The following is a 17,232-nucleotide window of genomic DNA, read 5'->3' as shown; positions in this document are numbered from 1 at the left end:
CCGCACTCGGCTTGCCGGGGTGTCGTGCGGACGCAGCCTCGTGCGCCGAACGTCGGCGGGCGGGGCGGTCCGCATGCCGCATCGGCGGCCGCCGCGCCGCGCGCGCCGGCCGCCCGATGCGTCAGGCGTTCCGGTCGCCGCCGGCCTTCGCGCCGTTGCGGCGGCGCAGGCCCGGCCCGAACGTGAAGCCGAACGCGAGCAGCACCAGCGACACCGCGAGCACGATGTTGTTGCCGCTCGTCACGTACGGCGTGAAGCCGCTCGTGCCTTCGATCCGCACGTCGAGCGAGCCGATCGTAAACGGCTTGAGCTGGCCGAGCACGCGGCCGCGCGCGTCGATCGCGGCGGTCATCCCGGTATTGGTCGAGCGCAGCATCGGCCGGCCCGTTTCGAGCGCGCGCATCCGCGCGATCTGCAGGTGCTGGTCGAGCGCGATCGTGTCGCCGAACCACGCGAGGTTCGTCACGTTGACGAGCACGCCGGGCGGCTGCGGATTGTCGCGGATCGTCGCGGCGATTTCCTCGCCGAACAAGTCCTCGTAGCAGATGTCGGCCATCACCGGCTGGTTGTGCACGAGGAACGGCTTCTGCACCGGCGCGCCGCGCGCGAAGTCGCCGAGCGGCATCTTCATCAGGTCGACGAACCACCGGAAGCCCCACGGGATGAACTCGCCGAAGGGCACGAGATGGTGCTTGTCGTAGTGATAGATGTCGCGCGAGTGCGGCGTCACGCCGTACAGGCTGTTCGTGTAGTCGACGTAATGGCCGTCCGGCGTGACCGATGCGCCGACCGCGCCGAACAGCACGGCCGAGCCGGTCGTGTCGCTGAACTTGCGGATCGCGACGGCGAACGGTTCGGGCAGCTCCTGGATCATCACCGCGATCGCGGTCTCCGGCGTGACGATCAGGTCGGCCGGTTTCTCGACGATCATCTGCGTGTACATCTTGATCGCCGCGTCGATGCCTTCCTGCTCGAACTTGATGTCCTGCTTCACGTTGCCCTGCAGCAGCCGCACCGTGAGCGGCGCGTTCGCGGGCACGGTCCACGCGGCCTGCGACAGCGCGATGCCGGCCGCGACGAGCGCGACGGCGATGCCGGCCGGCGCGGCGATGCGCACGCGCGCGTTGCCGGCGGCGCCGCGTTCGGATGCGGGCGCCCGGCGCGCGGCGACGAGCGCCTGCACGACCAGCGCGGCGAACAGCGCGAGCACCCAGGCGATGCCGTACACGCCGACGACCGGCGCGAAGCCCGCGAACGGGCCGTCGACCTGCGGATAGCCGCTCGCGAGCCACGGGAAGCCGGTGAATACGGTGCCGCGCAGCCATTCGCCGAGCGCCCAGGCGCTCGCGAACGCAAACGCGCCGTGCCAGGTCGGCGAGAACGGCCGCGGATCGGGTTCGCGGCGATGCCATGCATGACCCGCGCAGAACGACCAGAGCCCCGCCGAGAACGCCGGGTACAGCGACAGGTAGAGCGAGAACAGCACCAGCGCGCCGCCCGCGAGCGGTGCGGCCATCTCGCCGTACACGTGCATGCTGATGTAGAGCCACCAGACGCCGCTGATGAAGTTGCCGAAGCCGAACGCGCCGCCGGTGAGCGCGGCGCCGCGCCAGCTCGACGTGCGCGTCAGCTGCGCGAAAAACCAGACGAATACGACGAGCTGCAGCCAGCCGCCGTGCGGGGTCGGTGCGAAGCTGAGCGTATTGGCCGCGCCGGCGAGCAGCGCGGCCGGATAGTGCCAGCGCGGCAGCGTGCGGCCGGGCGCCGGCGCGAGAAGACCGCCAGCCGGGCGGGACGGGATCGGATCGTCCATGTGAAGCGAAAGAGGGCGAGCGGTTGAAGGAGACGCGACCGGCGCGAGACGGTCAGTCCTCGTGCGAGGTTTCGGCGCGGCGGCTCGCGAGGGGGTTGCGGCGCACCAGCAGCACGTGGACCTGGCGCGCATCGCCGCGCTGGATCTCGAACACGAGGTTGCCGAGCTGCAGCTTCTCGCCGCGGTGCGGCACGCGGCCGAAATGATGGGTGATCAGCCCGCCGATCGTGTCGACCTCGTCGTCGGGGAAGTCGGTGCCGAACGCCTCGTTGAACTGTTCGATCTCGGTGAGCGCGCGCACGCGGAAGCGGCCGTCCGGCCCCGAGATGATGTTGCCGGCTTCCTCGTCGAAGTCGTATTCGTCCTCGATGTCGCCGACGATCTGTTCGAGCACGTCCTCGATCGTGATCAGGCCCGCGACGCCGCCGTATTCGTCGACGACGATCGCGAGGTGGTTGCGGTTCACGCGGAAGTCGTGCAGCAGCACGTTCAGGCGCTTCGATTCGGGAATGAACACGGCGGGGCGCAGCATCCCGCGCACGTCGAATTCCTCTTCGGCGTAGAAGCGCAGCAGGTCCTTCGCGAGCAGCACGCCGATCACGTTGTCGCGGTTCTCCTCGTACACGGGGTAGCGCGAGTGCGCCTTCTCGAGGACGAACGGGATGAAGTCTTCAGGCTTGTCGGCGATGTTGATCGCGTCCATCTGCGCGCGCGGCACCATGATGTCGCGGGCGCACAGGTCGGACACCTGGAACACGCCTTCGATCATCGACAGCGAATCGGCGTCGATCAGGTTGCGTTCGTGGGCGTCCTGGAGGATTTCCAGCAGCTCGGACCGGGATTCCGGCTCGGGCGAGATGAAGTCGGTCAGGCGCTCGAGCAGCGAGCGCTTTTCTTGCGGTTTGTCGGTGAGCTTACGACTGGGATACGAATCGTTCATGGTGGTGCGCCCGGGTCATGCCGGGGCGCGCGGTCACGGAGTAGGCAAGGATACACCAAGGGCATGGCGCGGCCGTGTCACACCGGCCGTCCGGCCAGGGGCAGGCGGCGCGCGCGAGCCCCGCTCGGGAACGGCCGCGCCGGGCGCGACGCCGTCCTGTGTATCCATCCTATCTCAGAAAGGGGCGGCGGGGCACGGCGGCAAAAAAAGCGGAGGCGACCGGCCGGCCGGTCGGCGTCGGCATTTCGTCGCGGGCAGGGCGGGCCGGGCGGGCGCTCGGACCCTCAGAAGCGCATGCCGGCGGAACAGCCGCCGGCGGCCGCGCCGTTGGTCGCGGCGCCGCCGCAACCGAACATGCCGCAGCCAGACAGCGCGACGCCCGTGGCGACGAGCAGCGCGGCCAGCATGACGCGCGATCTGCGTGACGGGTTCATCGGCGCGGATTCTCCTTCGAATGCACGGGGGCGGCGGCCGGTGTCGCGCAAGCCGGCCGGTCGGGCATCACCGGCATCGCGCGAGCAGCCCTTCCAGCGCGCGGTCGGGGATGCCGCTCGCGCGCAGCGCGTCCACGGTGCGGCTCACGTAGTCGAGCGTCGTGCCGTAGCGGCCGGCCGCGCTGCTGAATACTTCCTTCACGACCGGGTCGGTCAGCTTGCCGGTGTAGGTGGGCACGTCGCGGCGCATCACGAATGCGAGCGCGTTCACGCGTTCGCCGGTCTCGAGCGAGCACGGCAGCCATGCGGGCCGGTACGACCCCATCGGCATCTCGCGTTTCCACAACGTCTCGAGATGCGGCTGCGCGGTCGGGCCCGCGAGCCGGAACGCGATGCCCGAGCACGAGCCGCCGCGATCGAGCGCGAGCACGAGGCCCGGACGTTCGGGCGTGCCGCGGTTCACGCGCGACCACAGGTAGAGCCCGCGATGGTAGCCGTGCACCTTGCCGCGCACGGCGGCGACGGTCGGCAGCCCGGGGTTCCAGATCAGCGAGCCATAGCCGAACAGCCAGAGATCCTGCCGGCCGTCCCAGTCGCGCATCGTGTGCGCGAGCGACGCCGCGAGCTCGTCTTCCGTCAGCAGCCGTCCCTCGCCGATCGACGGCGGGTAGGCGGGCGGCAGCATCGCGGCGTGTTGCATGGTGCGCACGGCTTTTACTGGTACGGGTTCGGGAAGCCCAGCTTCGCGAGGATGTCGACTTCGAGCGCTTCCATTTCGGCGGCGTCCTCGTCGCTCGTCTCGTGATCGTAGCCCTGCGCGTGCAGCGCGCCGTGCACCAGCAGGTGCGCGTAGTGAGCGATGAGCGGCTTGCCCTGTTCGTGCGCTTCCTTCTCGACGACCGGGCAGCACAGCACGAGGTCGCCGATCACGGTGCCGTCGGGCGCCGGATCGTACGCGAAGGTCAGCACGTTGGTCGGGTAGTCCTTGTGGCGGTAGCCGGCGTTCAGCGTTTGGCCTTCTTCGTTGCCGACGAAGCGCACGGTGAGCTGAGCGCTCGCGAACAGCGCCGGCTCGAGCCATTCGGCGATCAGCTTGCGCTTCGGCAGCGTCTTGCGGATGTCGGCGGTGATCTCGTCACCGTACTGCACGGACAGGTCGAGCTCCAGCTCGCGCAGCTCGTCCGCCATTTCCGCGATTTCCTCGTCGCGCGGCGCGGGTTCGGCACCGACGTGCAGCGTCACGCTGTCGTAGTGCTCGGGCTGCAGCGCGAGCTTCGCGCGCATCGCCGGATCGTTGTGCTGCGCGACGATCGCGACGGCCGCCTCGCCCGAGCTGCCCGACAGGTCGAACATCAGGCTGCGGCCGTCCGGGAAGTCGATTCGAAGCCCTTGCGCGTTGACGGTCCGGGCCTTGCCCTTCGCATCGAACAGCGAAAGACGGGGGGAATCGGGCGCGGCGGACTGGTCGCGCCCGGACTTGCGAGAACGGGAAGATTTCATGACGGGTGCGGCGATTGGAACGCGTTGAGGATACACCAAACGGCCGATCGCTCCCGAATTCGAACCGGCCGCGTGCGGGCGAAAAAATGCCCGGCGCGCCGTCGGGCGGGCCGGGCTTGAGCCATTGGCCGGTGCGGCGCGCAGGCACCGCACGGGCGCCGCCGGCTGCCTACGCGTCCTTGTGCTGCGCGTGGAAGTCGTCGTACGCCTCGACGATGCGCGCGACGAGCGGATGCCGCACGACGTCGGCGCTCGTGAAGCGCGTGAGCGCGATGCCGCGCACGCCGCCGAGCACCTGCTGCGCCTCGACGAGGCCGCTCTTGTGCCCGCGCGGCAGGTCGACCTGGCTCGTGTCGCCGGTGACGACGGCCTTCGAGCCGAAACCGATCCGCGTGAGGAACATCTTCATCTGCTCGGGCGTCGTGTTCTGCGCCTCGTCGAGGATGATGAACGCGTGGTTCAGCGTGCGGCCGCGCATGTACGCGAGCGGCGCGATCTCGATCATCTGGCGCTCGAACATCTTCGCGGTCTTGTCGAAGCCGAGCAGGTCGTACAGCGCGTCGTACAGCGGCCGCAGGTACGGGTCGACCTTCTGCGCGAGATCGCCCGGCAGGAAGCCGAGCCGCTCGCCGGCCTCGACGGCCGGGCGCGTCAGCACGATCCGCTTGACCTGGTCGCGCTCGAGCGCGTCGACCGCGCACGCGACCGCGAGGTAGGTCTTGCCGGTGCCGGCCGGCCCGATGCCGAACGTCACGTCGTGCTGCAGGATCTGCTTCAGGTATTCGCGCTGCGCGGGCGTGCGGCCGCGCAGGTCGGCGCGCCGCGTGTAGAGCTTCGGCGCGGGTTCTTCGTCCGGCATTTCATCGTCGAGCTGCACGACGGGCTCGTCGAACGGATGGTCCGGATCGCCGCGAAAGCGCACGTCGAGCGTGTCCTGGCGGCCGTTGCCGGACGTGTGGCGCACTTCGACCAGCGCGAGCTGGATATCGTCGACCGACAGCGGATCGCGCGCGCGGTTGTAGAAGTTCTCGAGCGCCGCGAGCGCGAGCTTCGCGCCGCGGCCGCGGATCGTGATCCGGTGGCCGCGCCGCGCGAGCGTGACGTCGAGCGCCTGTTCGATCTGCCGCAGGTTCTCGTCGAGCGGGCCGCAGAGGTTGGCGAGGCGCGCGTTGTCGTCGCGCGGCGCGGTGAATTCCAGTGCTTGGACGGTCTTCAAAGTAGCGTCGGGCTCCTGTGGAACGTCAGTCGGTCAGTGGGTGGCCGCGCTCGCGTCGTCGCTCACGAGCAGCAGCTCGCCGCGCAGCGAGTGCGGGTACGCATGGTTGATCTTCACGTCGATCATCTGGCCGATCAGGCGCGGGTGCGACGCGAGCGGCGCCGGGAAATTCACGACCCGGTTGTTCTCGGTGCGGCCCGACAGTTCGTTCGGGTCCTTGCGCGACGGGCCCTCGACGAGGATCCGCTCGACCTTCCCGACCATCGACTGGCTGATGCGCGCGACGTTTTCCTCGATGGTCGCCTGCAGATGTTGCAGGCGTTTGAGCTTGACCTCGCGCGGCGTATCGTCGTGCAGGTTCGCGGCCGGCGTGCCGGGGCGCGGGCTGTAGATGAACGAGAAGCTGGTGTCGTAGCTCATCTCGTGCACGAGCGCCATCATCTTGTCGAAATCCTCTTCGGTCTCGCCGGGGAAGCCGACGATCATGTCGGTCGACAGCGACAGGTCCGGGCGGATCGCGCGCAGCTTGCGGATCACCGACTTGTATTCGAGCACCGTGTAGCCGCGCTTCATCGCCATCAGGATGCGGTCGGAGCCGTGCTGGACCGGCAGGTGCAGGTGGCTCACGAGCTTCGGCACCTTCGCGTAAGTATCGATCAGGCGCTGCGTGAATTCCTTCGGATGCGACGTCGTGTAGCGGATCCGCTCGATGCCGGGGATGTCGGCGACGTATTCGATCAGCGTCGCGAAATCGGCGATCTCGGACGAGCCGGCCGCCAGCGCGCCGCGGTAGGCGTTCACGTTCTGGCCGAGCAGCGTGACTTCGCGCACGCCCTGGTCGGCGAGGCCGGCCACTTCGGTCAGCACGTCGTCGAGCGGGCGCGACACTTCATCGCCGCGCGTGTACGGCACGACGCAGTAGCTGCAGTACTTCGAGCAGCCTTCCATGATCGACACGAACGCGCTCGGCCCCTCGACGCGCGCGGGCGGCAGGTGGTCGAACTTCTCGATCTCGGGGAACGTGATGTCGACCTGCGCGCGGCCGCTCGCACGGCGCGCGTCGATCATCTGCGGCAGGCGGTGCAGGGTTTGCGGGCCGAACACGAGGTCGACGTACGGCGCGCGCGACACGATCGACGCGCCTTCCTGGCTGGCGACGCAGCCGCCGACGCCGATCAGCAGGCCCGGCTTCGCTTCCTTCAGCTCGCGCACGCGGCCGAGATCGGAGAACACCTTTTCCTGCGCCTTCTCACGCACCGAGCACGTGTTGAACAGGATGATGTCCGCGTCTTCCGGGGTATCGGTCTTTTCGAGGCCTTCGGCCGCATTGAGCACGTCCACCATCTTGTCCGAGTCGTACTCGTTCATCTGGCAGCCGAAGGTCTTTACGTAAACTTTCTTGGTCATGGGGATTCGCCGTTCGCAGTGGTTGACCTGGGGGCGTCGTCAAGGGTGAATCGGGACGGCTGCTGCCGATGCAGCGGCGCGTGCCGGTGCCGCGTGGCGGACCGGGGCGCGCAGCGCGCGTCGAGCGAGCCTCTCGCGCAACGCGTGAACGCATGAAAAGCCGTCGGGAAAGCTTTCCATTATAGCTTTACGCGCTGTACCGGGCGGGCGGCGGGTTGCGGCCGCGCGACGCCTTTCGTTGCATTCCGACCCTGATATGACGGCGCGGCAGCCGTCAGCGGCACGCATTCAGCAGGTCGTCGAGCGCCGCTTCCTCGCGCGCGAAGCGTTCGGCGAGGAAGTCGAGCAGCACGCGCACGCGCGGCGCCATGTAGCGCTTGCTGTGATAGATCGCGTGCAGCGGCGCGTCCTGATGGCGCCAGTCGGGCAGCAGCACACGCAGCCGGCCGGCGCGCACGTCGTCGGCAATGTCCCACAGCGACTTCAGCGCGATGCCGTGGCCGCGCAGCGTCCATTCGCGGGTCAAGCCGCCATCGTTGGTCTCGAACGCGGTCGACACCGGCACCGTGTGGGTCTGCACCTCGTCGCCGCGCGTGAAGCGCCACGTGTTCATCGGGCCCGACGCGATCGTGATCACGTTGCAGGGAAAGCGGGCCAGATCGTGCGGGTCGGCCGGCACGCCGTGGCGCTCGACGAACGACGGCGCGGCGCACAGCACGCGCCGGTTCGCGGCGAGCCGGCGCGCGATCAGCGCGCCGTCGGGCGGGGCGGCGAAGCGGATCGCGAGGTCGATCTCGTCCTGCCACAGGTTCGACGCCGAATCGGACGCCGTCAGCGAGAACGTGACGCCCGGATGCAGCGTGGTGAATTCGTCGAGCCAGTCGAGCAGCTGGTTGCGGCCGAAATCGGACGTCGACGACAGCCGCACCTTGCCGGCCACCACGTTGCGGCCTTCCTGCAGCAGCGCGTGCGCGTCGTCGAGCGCCTGCAGCGCCTGCCGGCAGCAGTTCAGGTAGAGCCGGCCTTCGTCGGTGAGCCGCAGTTGCCGCGTGGAGCGCTCGAACAGGCGCGTCGCGACCTTCGCCTCGAGCTTTGCGAGACGTGCGCTCGCGGCGGCCGGCGTGAGGTTCAGCTTGCGTCCGGCCGCGGACAGGCTGCCGAGTTCCGCCGCCTCGACGAACAGCCGGATGTCGCCCAGTCGATCCATCGGATTTTCCAGAAATTTTTGAAAATGGTTCAAATGCCACGCCAATTATCAAAGATAGGCGTATTCGGGACAATGCGCGCACATCCCGCCTTTTGTGCGGTGCGGCACCGACCGGGCGCCGCGTCCGCCGCCTTTCGGAGAACGTCATGCCCATTCCGCTCCTGGCGCTCGCGATCAGCGCCTTCGCCATCGGCACCACCGAATTCATCATCATGGGCCTGTTGCCCGAAGTCGCGCACGACCTCGCCGTGTCATTGCCGTCGGCCGGCCTGCTGGTCACCGGCTACGCGCTCGGCGTCGCAATCGGCGCGCCGCTGCTCGCGGTGCTGACGAGCCGCATGCCGCGCAAGGCCGCGCTGCAGCTGCTGATGGCGATCTTCATCGTCGGCAACGTGCTGTGCGCGACCGCGTCCGGCTACGCGATGCTGATGGTCGCGCGTGTCGTCACGTCGTTCGCACATGGCTCGTTCTTCGGGATCGGCGCGGTGGTCGCCGCGTCGCTCGTGCCGGCCGACAAGCGCGCGAGCGCGATCGCGCTGATGTTCACGGGCCTCACGCTGTCGAACGTGCTCGGCGTGCCGTTCGGCACGTTCGTCGGCCAGCTGCTCGGCTGGCGCGCGTCGTTCTGGATCGTCGCCGCGCTCGGCGTGCTGTCGCTCGGCGGCGTCGCGCTGCTGGTGCCGAACCGCCACGACAGCGGGCCCGTCGGCCTCGGCCACGAAGTGCGCGTGCTGAAGGAGCCGCAGGTCTGGCTCGCGCTGCTGATGACCGTGCTCGGCTTCGGCGGCGTGTTCGTCGTGTTCACGTATATCGCGCCGATCCTCGAAACCGTCACCGGTTATTCGCCGCGCGCGGTCGCGTTGATCCTCGTGCTGTTCGGCGCGGGGCTGACGGTCGGCAACACGCTCGGCGGCAAGCTCGCCGATCGCGCGCTGATGCCGTCGCTGATCGCGATCCTGGTCGCGCTGATGGCCGTGATGGCCGTGTTCGCGAAGACGAGCCACCTGCCGGTCGCGGCCGCGGTGACCGTGTTCGTGTGGGGGATCGCCGCGTTCGCGACGGTGCCGCCGCTGCAGGCGCGCGTCGTCGAGAAGGCCGCGAGCGCGCCGCATCTCGCGTCGACGCTGAACATCGGCGCGTTCAACGTCGGCAATGCGGCCGGCGCGTGGCTCGGCGGCCTCGCGCTGGGGCACGGCTTCGCGCTCGACGCGCTGCCGTGGGTCGCCGTCGCGGTGACGTTCGCGGCGCTTGTCGTCACGTGGCTCGCGATGCGGCTCGATGCGCGCGCGCCGGCGCGCGGTGCTGCACCGGCCGCGCATTGACGGTGCATCGGGCGGCGGTGTGCCGGCGCTATGGCGACAGGAAAAGGTTCGCGAGAAACGCATTCCTCCGCGATGCTGATAACGGTGTGAAGATAACTTCGTTTGCCCGGTTGGGGCCGGGTGATAGCGTCTCGATACGCGCCGTTCGTGGCGCAACCCGATTCCGATTCAGGCTTACCCCATTCGCAGGGCCGCGCGGCGGCCCGGAGGCCATGCTATGTCTTCACCCCTTGCGCTGGTGCGCGACGTGTCTTCCTTCGAATCCGGCAATGCCGTCGACGCGCGGACGTCCGCGTCGCTCGACGTCCTCGAGCAGGTCGTCGGCGTGAACCTCGCGCGCCTGCGCGCCGAGCGGCAGCTGTCGCTCGATGCGCTCGCGCGGCTGTCCGGCGTGTCGCGCGCGATGCTCGCGCAGATCGAATCCGCGCGCAGCGTGCCGTCGATCAAGGTGCTCTGCAAGATCGCCGCGGCGCTCAAGGTTTCGGTCGCCGCATTCCTGCGCCGCCACGCGGTGAACGGCTTCGAACATCTGGCGGCCGAGCGCGCGGCGCGCGTCGTCAGCTCGAACGGACGCTTCTCGGCGCGCGCGCTGTATCCGGAAGGCGAACCGGCCGCGGCCGAGTTCCACGAGCTGCGGATCGCGCCGCTGCACACGGAGCCCGGCACGCGCCGCGCGCCCGGCACGACGGTCAACCTGGTCGTCAGCGAGGGCACGCTCGAAGTCAGCGTGCACGATCGCCGCCAGTTGCTTGCGACCGGCGACGCGATCGTGTTCGACGCCGACCAGCCGTACAGCCTGCGCAATCCCGGCGACAGCGAGGCGCGCGCGTTCCGCGTGACGGTGAGCCCCGAGGTGCCGCCGCGCTGGCTCGTGCCCGACGCCGCGCACGCGGCCGGCTGAGCGCGCGGGCGGGTCGCCGGGCCGGCGCCGGTTCCATCGGGACGGGCGCGCACGCCCGGTGTCGGCCATTCGGACGATGCCGTTAGACGAGGTCGTCAGTAAGGTTTTGGCTGTGGTTCGCTGCGCGGTGCGCGCAGCTGATGTATGCTTGGCCGGCCGTTCCACGGGGAGACCCCCGGGCCGGTAATCAGTGCGTCTTCAGGGCGGGGCGAAATTCCCCACCGGCGGTAGGCTGGCGAAAGCCGGCGAGCCCGCGAGCGCCCGCGCATCCGCGCGGGGTCAGCAGATCTGGTCGAATGCCAGAGCCGACGGTCATAGTCCGGATGAGAGAAGATGTGCAGATAGTCATGTCCGTCAGGGCCGCTTTGCCGTCCGTGCGAAGCGGGTTGTCGTTCTGTCTGTTTGCAATGCCCTGAAACGTTTTTCGCCCAAATCGTAATCGCGAGGAGCGTTTCACATGTCCTTCAAGTCCGTTTCGTCGGCACCCGCCGACGCCTTTGCCGATCTCCCGTTGCTGGATTCCGAACCGGTGCCGCCGCGCATCGCCGCCGCGCTCGACGCGTTGCGCGCGGGCCGCGCGGTCGTGTTGCAGGACGATCACGACCGTGAAAACGAGGCCGACCTGATCGTCGCCGCCGAACGCATCACGCCCGAGACGATGGCGCTCCTGATCCGCGAGTGCAGCGGCATCGTGTGCCTGTGCCTGACCGACGACAAGGTCCGCGCGCTCGAACTGCCGCCGATGGTGCAGACCAACGAGAGCCGCAACGGCACCGCGTTCACCGTGTCGATCGAGGCGCGCGAAGGCGTGCATACCGGCGTGTCCGCGGGCGACCGCGTGACGACGATCCGCGCGGCGATCGCCGACGATGCGAAGCCGTACGACATCGTGCGCCCCGGCCACGTGTTTCCGTTGCGCGCGCAACCGGGTGGCGTGCTGGCGCGCCGCGGCCACACCGAAGGCACGGTCGACCTGTCGATCCTCGCGGGGCTGAAGCCGGCGGGCGTGCTGTGCGAGCTGATGAATCCCGACGGCACGATGACGCGCGGCGACGACGTCGAGCGTTTCGCGCAGCAGCACGGGCTGCCGATGCTGACGATCGCGGAGCTCGTCGAATTCCGCGAAGCGCTGGCGGCCGCGCGCGAGCGTTGCTGCGAGCCGGCCTGACGGCCGGCGTGGCGGGCGCACCGTGGCGCCCGCGGTACGGCGTGCGCAGCGAGCCGCACGCCGGTGATGTCGCTTCGGCGCGGCCGTCCGTCAGGACTGCACGTCGCCGAATTCGCCGCGCAGGCCGGCCGCGACGAGCGCCGGCAGTTCATCCATCCTGCGCATGATCCGCGTGATGCCCATCGCGCGCAGCGCGTCCGCGTAGTTGTCGGGGATGTGGCTCGCGCCGACGAACGCGATCGTCTTCATGCCCGCCGCGCGCGCGGCGTTCAGGCCCGACACGCTGTCCTCGACGACGATGCAGCGCGCCGGCGCGACGCCGAGCGTGCGCGCCGCATGCAGGTACACGTCGGGGTAGGGCTTCGGCCGCGCGACCTGCTCGGAGCTGAACACGCGCTCGCCGAAGATTTCGGTGAGCGACGCGCGCTTCAGCGAGCTGCGCACGCGCACGAGCCGGCTGTTCGACACCACCGCGGCCGGCAGGCCGACCTTCAACAACGCGTCGCGCACGCCGGTGATCGGCGCGAGCGATTGCGCGAGACCGGTTTCGATGTTGCGCTCGACGGTCTCGATGAAGTTGTCCGGCATCCGGATGCCGAAATGCGCTTCGAGCCCCGCGAGAAAGCGCGACGTCTGCTGGCCGAACGCGGACTTCGCGGCGGCTTCGAAATCGAGGTGCGGGAAGGTGGCGGACAGCGTTTCGAGCAGCACGCGGTCGGCAATGACTTCGCTGTCGACGAGCACGCCGTCGCAGTCGCAGATAAGGTGATCGAGCATGGTGGTGAAGAAGCGGGGTGTCGGCGACGCCGATCATGCCGCCATGATACGTGCTTTCACGGCTGCGCCGTGCGCCGTTCGGCGCGCTGTCGCCGCCGCTGCGGCCGGGCCGATCCGGCGTAGCGGATCCGGCCCGGCACCCGCCGCGCGGCGGCGGCGTGCTGCCGCCCGCCGCCGTCGCGTGCGTCACACCTCGACCACGCGCCCCGTCTGCCACGACGTCATCGCGGCTTCCGCCAGCTCGAGCGCGGCGAGCCCGTCGTCGATCGTCGTCCTGACCGGCGTGCCGTCGCGCAGCGCGTCGACGAAGTGCGCGATCTCGGCCGCGTACGCGTGCCGATAGCGCTCGAGGAAGAACGGCTCCGGCACGTCGGTGGCGATGCCGTTCGCCGACCATGCGGTCACTTCGGTCGGCCGTACGTTGCCGGCCTGCAGCATCCCGTTGCTGCCGAGCAGCTCGAAGCGCTGGTCGTAGCCGTAAGCCGCGCGGCGCGACGTGTTGATCTGGCACAGCAGGCCGCGCCGCGTGCGGATCGTCACGGCGGTCGAATCGATGTCGCCGGCCTCGCGCACGGCCGGGTCGGTCAGGCAACTGCCGGTCGCGTGCAGCGTCTGCGCTTCGTCGCCGAGGATCCAGCGGAACACGTCGAAGTCGTGGATCAGCATGTCCTTGAAGATGCCGCCCGAGCTGCGGAGGTACTCGACGGGCGGCGCGCCGGGGTCGCGGCTCGTGACGACCAGCATTTCCGGGGTGCCGATCTCGCCGCGCTCGACGCGCGCCTTCAGCGCGGCGAAGGTCGGATCGAAGCGGCGCTGGAAGCCGATCATGCAGGTGACGCCGCGGCGGCGCACGAGCTCCGCGCATTCGCGCGAGCGTGCGACGCTCAGGTCGACCGGCTTCTCGCAGAACACGGCCTTGCCCGCGTTCGCCGCCGCGACGATCAGGTCCGCGTGCGTATCGGTGCTCGATGCGATCACGACGGCCTGCACGGACGGGTCGCCGAGCGCGCGTTCGAGGTCGGCGACCTGCGCGCCGTGCGCCTGCGCGAGTGCTTCGGCCGATGGCGCATGGTGGTCGATCACGTACTTGAGTTTCGCGCCCGGGTGGCGCGCCAGATTCGCCGCGTGGATCTTCCCGATTCTTCCCGCACCGAACAACGCGAATTCGATCATGGTGTGCTCCTTTCTCCTGGTGATTCCGTTGTGTGGGACGCTGCGTGGCTCACGTCGGCCGCGCACCGTCGCGCTCGTCAGAACGAGTGATTGATGCCGATGTTCACGCCGGTCTGCGAACGGCCCGGCAGCGGATTCGCGAGGTTGTCGTTGTCCGTGCCGGGGTTGTTGTTCGCGACCGAGAAATTCGAGCCGCTCGCGTTGCGCGCGTGCGCGACGGTCGCGTAGAGCAGCGTGCGCTTCGACAGGCTGTAGGCGCCGCCGAGCGCGAACATCGACGCGTGGCCGGACGGATCGTGCGTCGCGTCGCCGGCCCCCGATCCGACGTGCACGTAGTACGCGGCGCCGCCCAGCGACAGCGCGGGCGTCACGCGATACTGCGCGCCGATCCAGTAGTGATCGGCATTGCGCGCGAGGCCGGCAGGCGTGTCGGGCGCGTTCAGGTGCGTGTACGCGGCCTGCAACGTCAGCGCGCGCCAATAGAGGTTCGCACCGGCGAAGACCTCGCGCGAGCTCGTGAACACGTTGCTCATCCGGCCGTTCGCGTCGCGCAGCTCGTCGTACATCGCGCGCAGCATCACGAAGTCGTTGCGGTACGTGAGCTGAATGCCGTCGCTGCGGCCGTACTCGTGCGCCGCGCCGAGATTGAAGCCGCCTGCCTGGTTGCCGAGCGCGTACTGCGCGTGCACGCTGAAGCCGTTCCACGACGGTGACCGGTATTCGACGTTGTTGCTGGTGATCGGCACGTTGCGGCTGCGCACCAGCGCGGTCGCGGAATAGGCTTGCTGCAGCAGCGGATCCATGTCCCACTGGTCGTTCGCGATGAACAGGTTGCGGCCGAACGTCAGCGTGCCGAGCCGGTCGTGGCGCACGCCGACGAGCGCCTTGCGGCTGAACAGGCTGCCGTTGCCGTCGCCCGCGGTGCCCGACATCAGGTTGATGCCCGATTCGAGATTGAAGATCACGCGATAGCCGCCGCCGATGTCTTCCTGGCCGAGCAGCCCGAACCGGCTCGCGCCCCAGTCGCTGCTTTGCGTGCGCAGCCGCGACGCGGTGGTGCCGTTGCCGGCCTGCACCTGGCTCACGTAGTCGAGGCCGGCGTCGGCGACGCCGTATAGCGTGACCGATGTTTGCGCGAAAGCGCTCGAATAACAGAGGAATCCTGAGCAGATGAGTGCCGTTGGCGAAACTCGTTTCATGTCGTCTCCAGACCTGTCGTCGTTTTGTTGTGGATTGCCTGCTTGCCTGCGTCGTGTCGCGCGTGTCTCGCGCGTACGTCACGTCGTGTACCGCATCGCATGCCGTTTCGTGCGCGGCAGGATGCGCGACGCGACGCGCAGCGCGGCGATTGCCGCGGCGGCGTGCGCCGCTGCGACGCTCAGCGAGCCGCCAGCTCGCCGCGGATGTAGTCGATGCTGGCGCGCAGCCGCTCTTCGATGTCACCCGCTTCCGCGATTTCGTTCGCGAACGGCTCGAACGAGAATGCGCCGCGGTAGCCGCGCGCGAGCAGCTCGCGCAGCTGCCGGACATTGCCGAGCCGGTCGGCGCCGCCGACCAGCACGCGATGGCCGTCGCGCATCCGGTCGACCGGCAGGTCGCCTTCTTCGACGCCCGAGATGTGCACGAGGCCTGTCAGGTTCGGGAAGAAGATGTCCTCGCCCGACAGATGATGGTGGAACGTGTCGTGCACGAGCCGGAATACCCGCTCGCCGGCCGCGGCGTAGATGCCCTTCACCGCGTCCGACTTGCGGCGCAGCGCGCATTCCTCGAAGCCGAGCGGCTCGATGAAGCCGAGCAGGCCGCGCGCGTCGAGGATCGGCTCGAGCGCCTTGAGCGCCTTCACGAGATCGGCGTGCCGCGCGGCGGGCTCGCGCGTGTCGCCGCGATTGTTGGTCGGGCACAGCACCAGCGCGCGTGCGCCGCATTGCGCGGCGTAGTCGGCGAGCACGGTCGCTTCGTCCGCGCGCTCGGCGTTCCATTGGTCGAAGCGCTGCAGCGCGTTGATCGTCAGGATCGTCACGCCGCCGGCTTCGGCCGTCGCGCGCACGGCCGAAGCCGGCGTGCCGTCGGTGATCTCGACGCCGTCGAGATCGTTGCGGATCTCGATCGAGTCGATGCCGAGCCGCCGGCACAGCGCGACATAGCGGTCGAGCGGCAGGCGCGGCGCGCTCATCCGGTTCAGCGAAAAGTGAAAGGCGGGTTGCGTCATCGTTCGGTCCTCAGGTGTCGAATGGGGCGGGGCGAATCAGGTGAAGCTGCGTGCGCCGGTGCCGGCCGGCACATCCGCCGGTTCCGCGGCGAGCGCGTGCCACGTGGCGCGCAGCCATTGCGCGCACGCGACGTTGTTGTCGAAGATCGAATAGCGGGCGCCGCCGCCGTAGTCCGGAAACGGGATGAACTCGCAGCTGATCTGCTCGAGCGGTGTCGGCCGCGTATGCACCTGCCACTCCAGCAGGCGCCGCAGCGCCGTCTTCCACGTGTCGAGCGGTGCGGCGCGCCATTCGCCGTGATACGCGCCCGGCGCCGGTTCGACGAACGGGTACTGGATCCCGCGGCCGGGCCGTCCATCCGCGCGGCGCATCCAGCGGTTCTCCGGATTGTTCGGAATCACGCTGCGCGCATGCGCGTGGCGGACCCAGCCGCGTGCGATCCAGTCGGCGTAGACGGCCGACGGCGAGTCCGGGGCGAGCAGCTGTCGCACGCGCTCGACCGGCTCGCGCAGGCCCGATGCATCGAGTTCGGGGCGATTGCCGAGCTTGAACAGCAGGTGCGAATGGTCGAGCGTGATCCGGAACGGCACGCCTGTTTGCTCGACGCATTGCGCGACGCGTGCGATCCGCGGGAAATCCTCGCTCCACATGTCGACGTGCACTTCGAGGCTCGGCAGGCAGCCAACCGGCTCGCCGCGTTCGTATGCGCGCAGGTAGAAGTCGGCGACTTCGCGGTCCGACAGCGGATGGCCGTCCGCATGGTGCGCGTACAACTGGCAATTGAGTACCGTGCTGCCGAACCGCGCGCCGGCATCGACGATCTCGGCGACGTGCGCTTCGTCGCGGCCGGCGCACCAGATGCCGCCGATCACGCGGATCGGCAGCGCATGCCGGTCGACGAGCGCGAAGTACGGCGACAGGTCCTCGCCGTGCACCGGGTTCTTCTCGACGTAGTCGAACACGCCGGCGTTCGCGATCATCTGGAACCGCTCGGCAGGCGTGGGCAGCGGCAGGCCGTCGTGTTCGAGCACGCCGTCGAGGTTCACGCCGATGAGTATCGCTTCAGCCATTGTCTCCGTCCGTTCCGGTTCTGGATGGCTGCCAAATGTACGGACGTGCCGAGCGGGCTGCATGACAAACGTTGACGAAAAATCGCCCATGCGG

Annotated in this window: 16 protein-coding genes and 1 riboswitch; of the genes, 3 read left to right on the top strand and 13 right to left on the bottom strand. The window is 69.1% G+C overall.

Features of this window, described 5'->3' with window-relative positions:
• Positions 1 to 121 precede the first annotated feature (121 nt).
• From lnt to NQV17_RS21835, 8 genes are all read right to left on the bottom strand, one after another.
• The gene (gene lnt, locus NQV17_RS21870; RefSeq protein WP_257773843.1) at positions 122 to 1,813 is read right to left on the bottom strand and encodes an apolipoprotein N-acyltransferase; all 1,692 of its coding nucleotides are present in this window, start codon (positions 1,811 to 1,813) and stop codon (positions 122 to 124) included.
• A 52-nt stretch (positions 1,814 to 1,865) separates the two neighbouring features.
• Positions 1,866 to 2,753, bottom strand: a complete 888-nt coding sequence (locus tag NQV17_RS21865) for an HlyC/CorC family transporter (RefSeq protein WP_044846806.1) — start codon at positions 2,751 to 2,753, stop codon at positions 1,866 to 1,868.
• A 284-nt stretch (positions 2,754 to 3,037) separates the two neighbouring features.
• A complete protein-coding gene (locus tag NQV17_RS21860; RefSeq protein WP_257773906.1) occupies positions 3,038 to 3,160 on the bottom strand; it encodes a hypothetical protein in 123 nt (40 codons plus the stop codon).
• 94 nt (positions 3,161 to 3,254) lie between these two features.
• Positions 3,255 to 3,887, bottom strand: coding sequence for a gamma-glutamylcyclotransferase (locus tag NQV17_RS21855; RefSeq protein ID WP_257773842.1), 633 nt, complete (start codon positions 3,885 to 3,887; stop codon positions 3,255 to 3,257).
• 14 nt (positions 3,888 to 3,901) lie between these two features.
• Positions 3,902 to 4,687 carry an rRNA maturation RNase YbeY gene (ybeY, locus tag NQV17_RS21850; RefSeq protein ID WP_257773841.1) on the bottom strand — a complete coding sequence of 262 codons (786 nt, stop codon included), beginning with the start codon at positions 4,685 to 4,687 and terminating at the stop codon, positions 3,902 to 3,904.
• A gap of 169 nt (positions 4,688 to 4,856) precedes the next feature.
• Complete coding sequence (locus NQV17_RS21845; protein ID WP_044846803.1) at positions 4,857 to 5,903, bottom strand: PhoH family protein; 1,047 nt, start codon at positions 5,901 to 5,903, stop codon at positions 4,857 to 4,859.
• Positions 5,904 to 5,936: 33 nt separating this feature from the next.
• Positions 5,937 to 7,310, bottom strand: coding sequence for a tRNA (N6-isopentenyl adenosine(37)-C2)-methylthiotransferase MiaB (miaB, locus tag NQV17_RS21840; protein ID WP_124521061.1), 1,374 nt, complete (start codon positions 7,308 to 7,310; stop codon positions 5,937 to 5,939).
• A 274-nt stretch (positions 7,311 to 7,584) separates the two neighbouring features.
• Positions 7,585 to 8,517 (bottom strand): LysR family transcriptional regulator, encoded by a 933-nt coding sequence (locus NQV17_RS21835; RefSeq protein ID WP_044846801.1) that lies wholly within the window; start codon positions 8,515 to 8,517, stop codon positions 7,585 to 7,587.
• 146 nt (positions 8,518 to 8,663) lie between these two features.
• Here NQV17_RS21835 and NQV17_RS21830 point away from each other — a divergent pair, with 146 nt between their 5' ends.
• The 3 genes from NQV17_RS21830 to ribB all read left to right on the top strand — a co-directional run bounded on the left by NQV17_RS21830 (position 8,664) and on the right by ribB (position 11,908).
• Positions 8,664 to 9,839 carry an MFS transporter gene (locus NQV17_RS21830; RefSeq protein WP_257773840.1) on the top strand — a complete coding sequence of 392 codons (1,176 nt, stop codon included), beginning with the start codon at positions 8,664 to 8,666 and terminating at the stop codon, positions 9,837 to 9,839.
• 217 nt (positions 9,840 to 10,056) lie between these two features.
• Positions 10,057 to 10,740 carry a helix-turn-helix domain-containing protein gene (locus NQV17_RS21825; protein WP_044846799.1) on the top strand — a complete coding sequence of 228 codons (684 nt, stop codon included), beginning with the start codon at positions 10,057 to 10,059 and terminating at the stop codon, positions 10,738 to 10,740.
• A gap of 190 nt (positions 10,741 to 10,930) precedes the next feature.
• Positions 10,931 to 11,079: riboswitch (FMN riboswitch) on the top strand.
• Positions 11,080 to 11,197: 118 nt separating this feature from the next.
• A complete protein-coding gene (gene ribB, locus NQV17_RS21820) occupies positions 11,198 to 11,908 on the top strand; it encodes a 3,4-dihydroxy-2-butanone-4-phosphate synthase (RefSeq protein ID WP_257773838.1) in 711 nt (236 codons plus the stop codon).
• 90 nt (positions 11,909 to 11,998) lie between these two features.
• Here the strand turns inward: ribB and NQV17_RS21815 are convergent, their stop codons facing one another.
• The 5 genes from NQV17_RS21815 to NQV17_RS21795 form a co-directional block, all read right to left on the bottom strand.
• Positions 11,999 to 12,685, bottom strand: a complete 687-nt coding sequence (locus NQV17_RS21815) for an HAD family phosphatase (protein ID WP_124488633.1) — start codon at positions 12,683 to 12,685, stop codon at positions 11,999 to 12,001.
• A 186-nt stretch (positions 12,686 to 12,871) separates the two neighbouring features.
• Positions 12,872 to 13,858, bottom strand: a complete 987-nt coding sequence (gene iolG / locus NQV17_RS21810; RefSeq protein ID WP_257773837.1) for an inositol 2-dehydrogenase — start codon at positions 13,856 to 13,858, stop codon at positions 12,872 to 12,874.
• Between the two features lie 77 nt (positions 13,859 to 13,935).
• A complete protein-coding gene (locus NQV17_RS21805; RefSeq protein ID WP_257773836.1) occupies positions 13,936 to 15,057 on the bottom strand; it encodes a porin in 1,122 nt (373 codons plus the stop codon).
• 179 nt (positions 15,058 to 15,236) lie between these two features.
• Positions 15,237 to 16,067 (bottom strand): TIM barrel protein, encoded by an 831-nt coding sequence (locus tag NQV17_RS21800; RefSeq protein ID WP_257773835.1) that lies wholly within the window; start codon positions 16,065 to 16,067, stop codon positions 15,237 to 15,239.
• Between the two features lie 36 nt (positions 16,068 to 16,103).
• Positions 16,104 to 17,138 carry a xylose isomerase gene (locus tag NQV17_RS21795; RefSeq protein WP_257773834.1) on the bottom strand — a complete coding sequence of 345 codons (1,035 nt, stop codon included), beginning with the start codon at positions 17,136 to 17,138 and terminating at the stop codon, positions 16,104 to 16,106.
• Positions 17,139 to 17,232: the final 94 nt, after the last annotated feature.

This window comes from Burkholderia sp. SCN-KJ, assembly GCF_024656005.1.
Lineage (GTDB): Bacteria > Pseudomonadota > Gammaproteobacteria > Burkholderiales > Burkholderiaceae > Burkholderia.
Note: the sequence above shows the minus strand (reverse complement) of the source record. Positions and strands in the feature narration are given on the sequence as shown.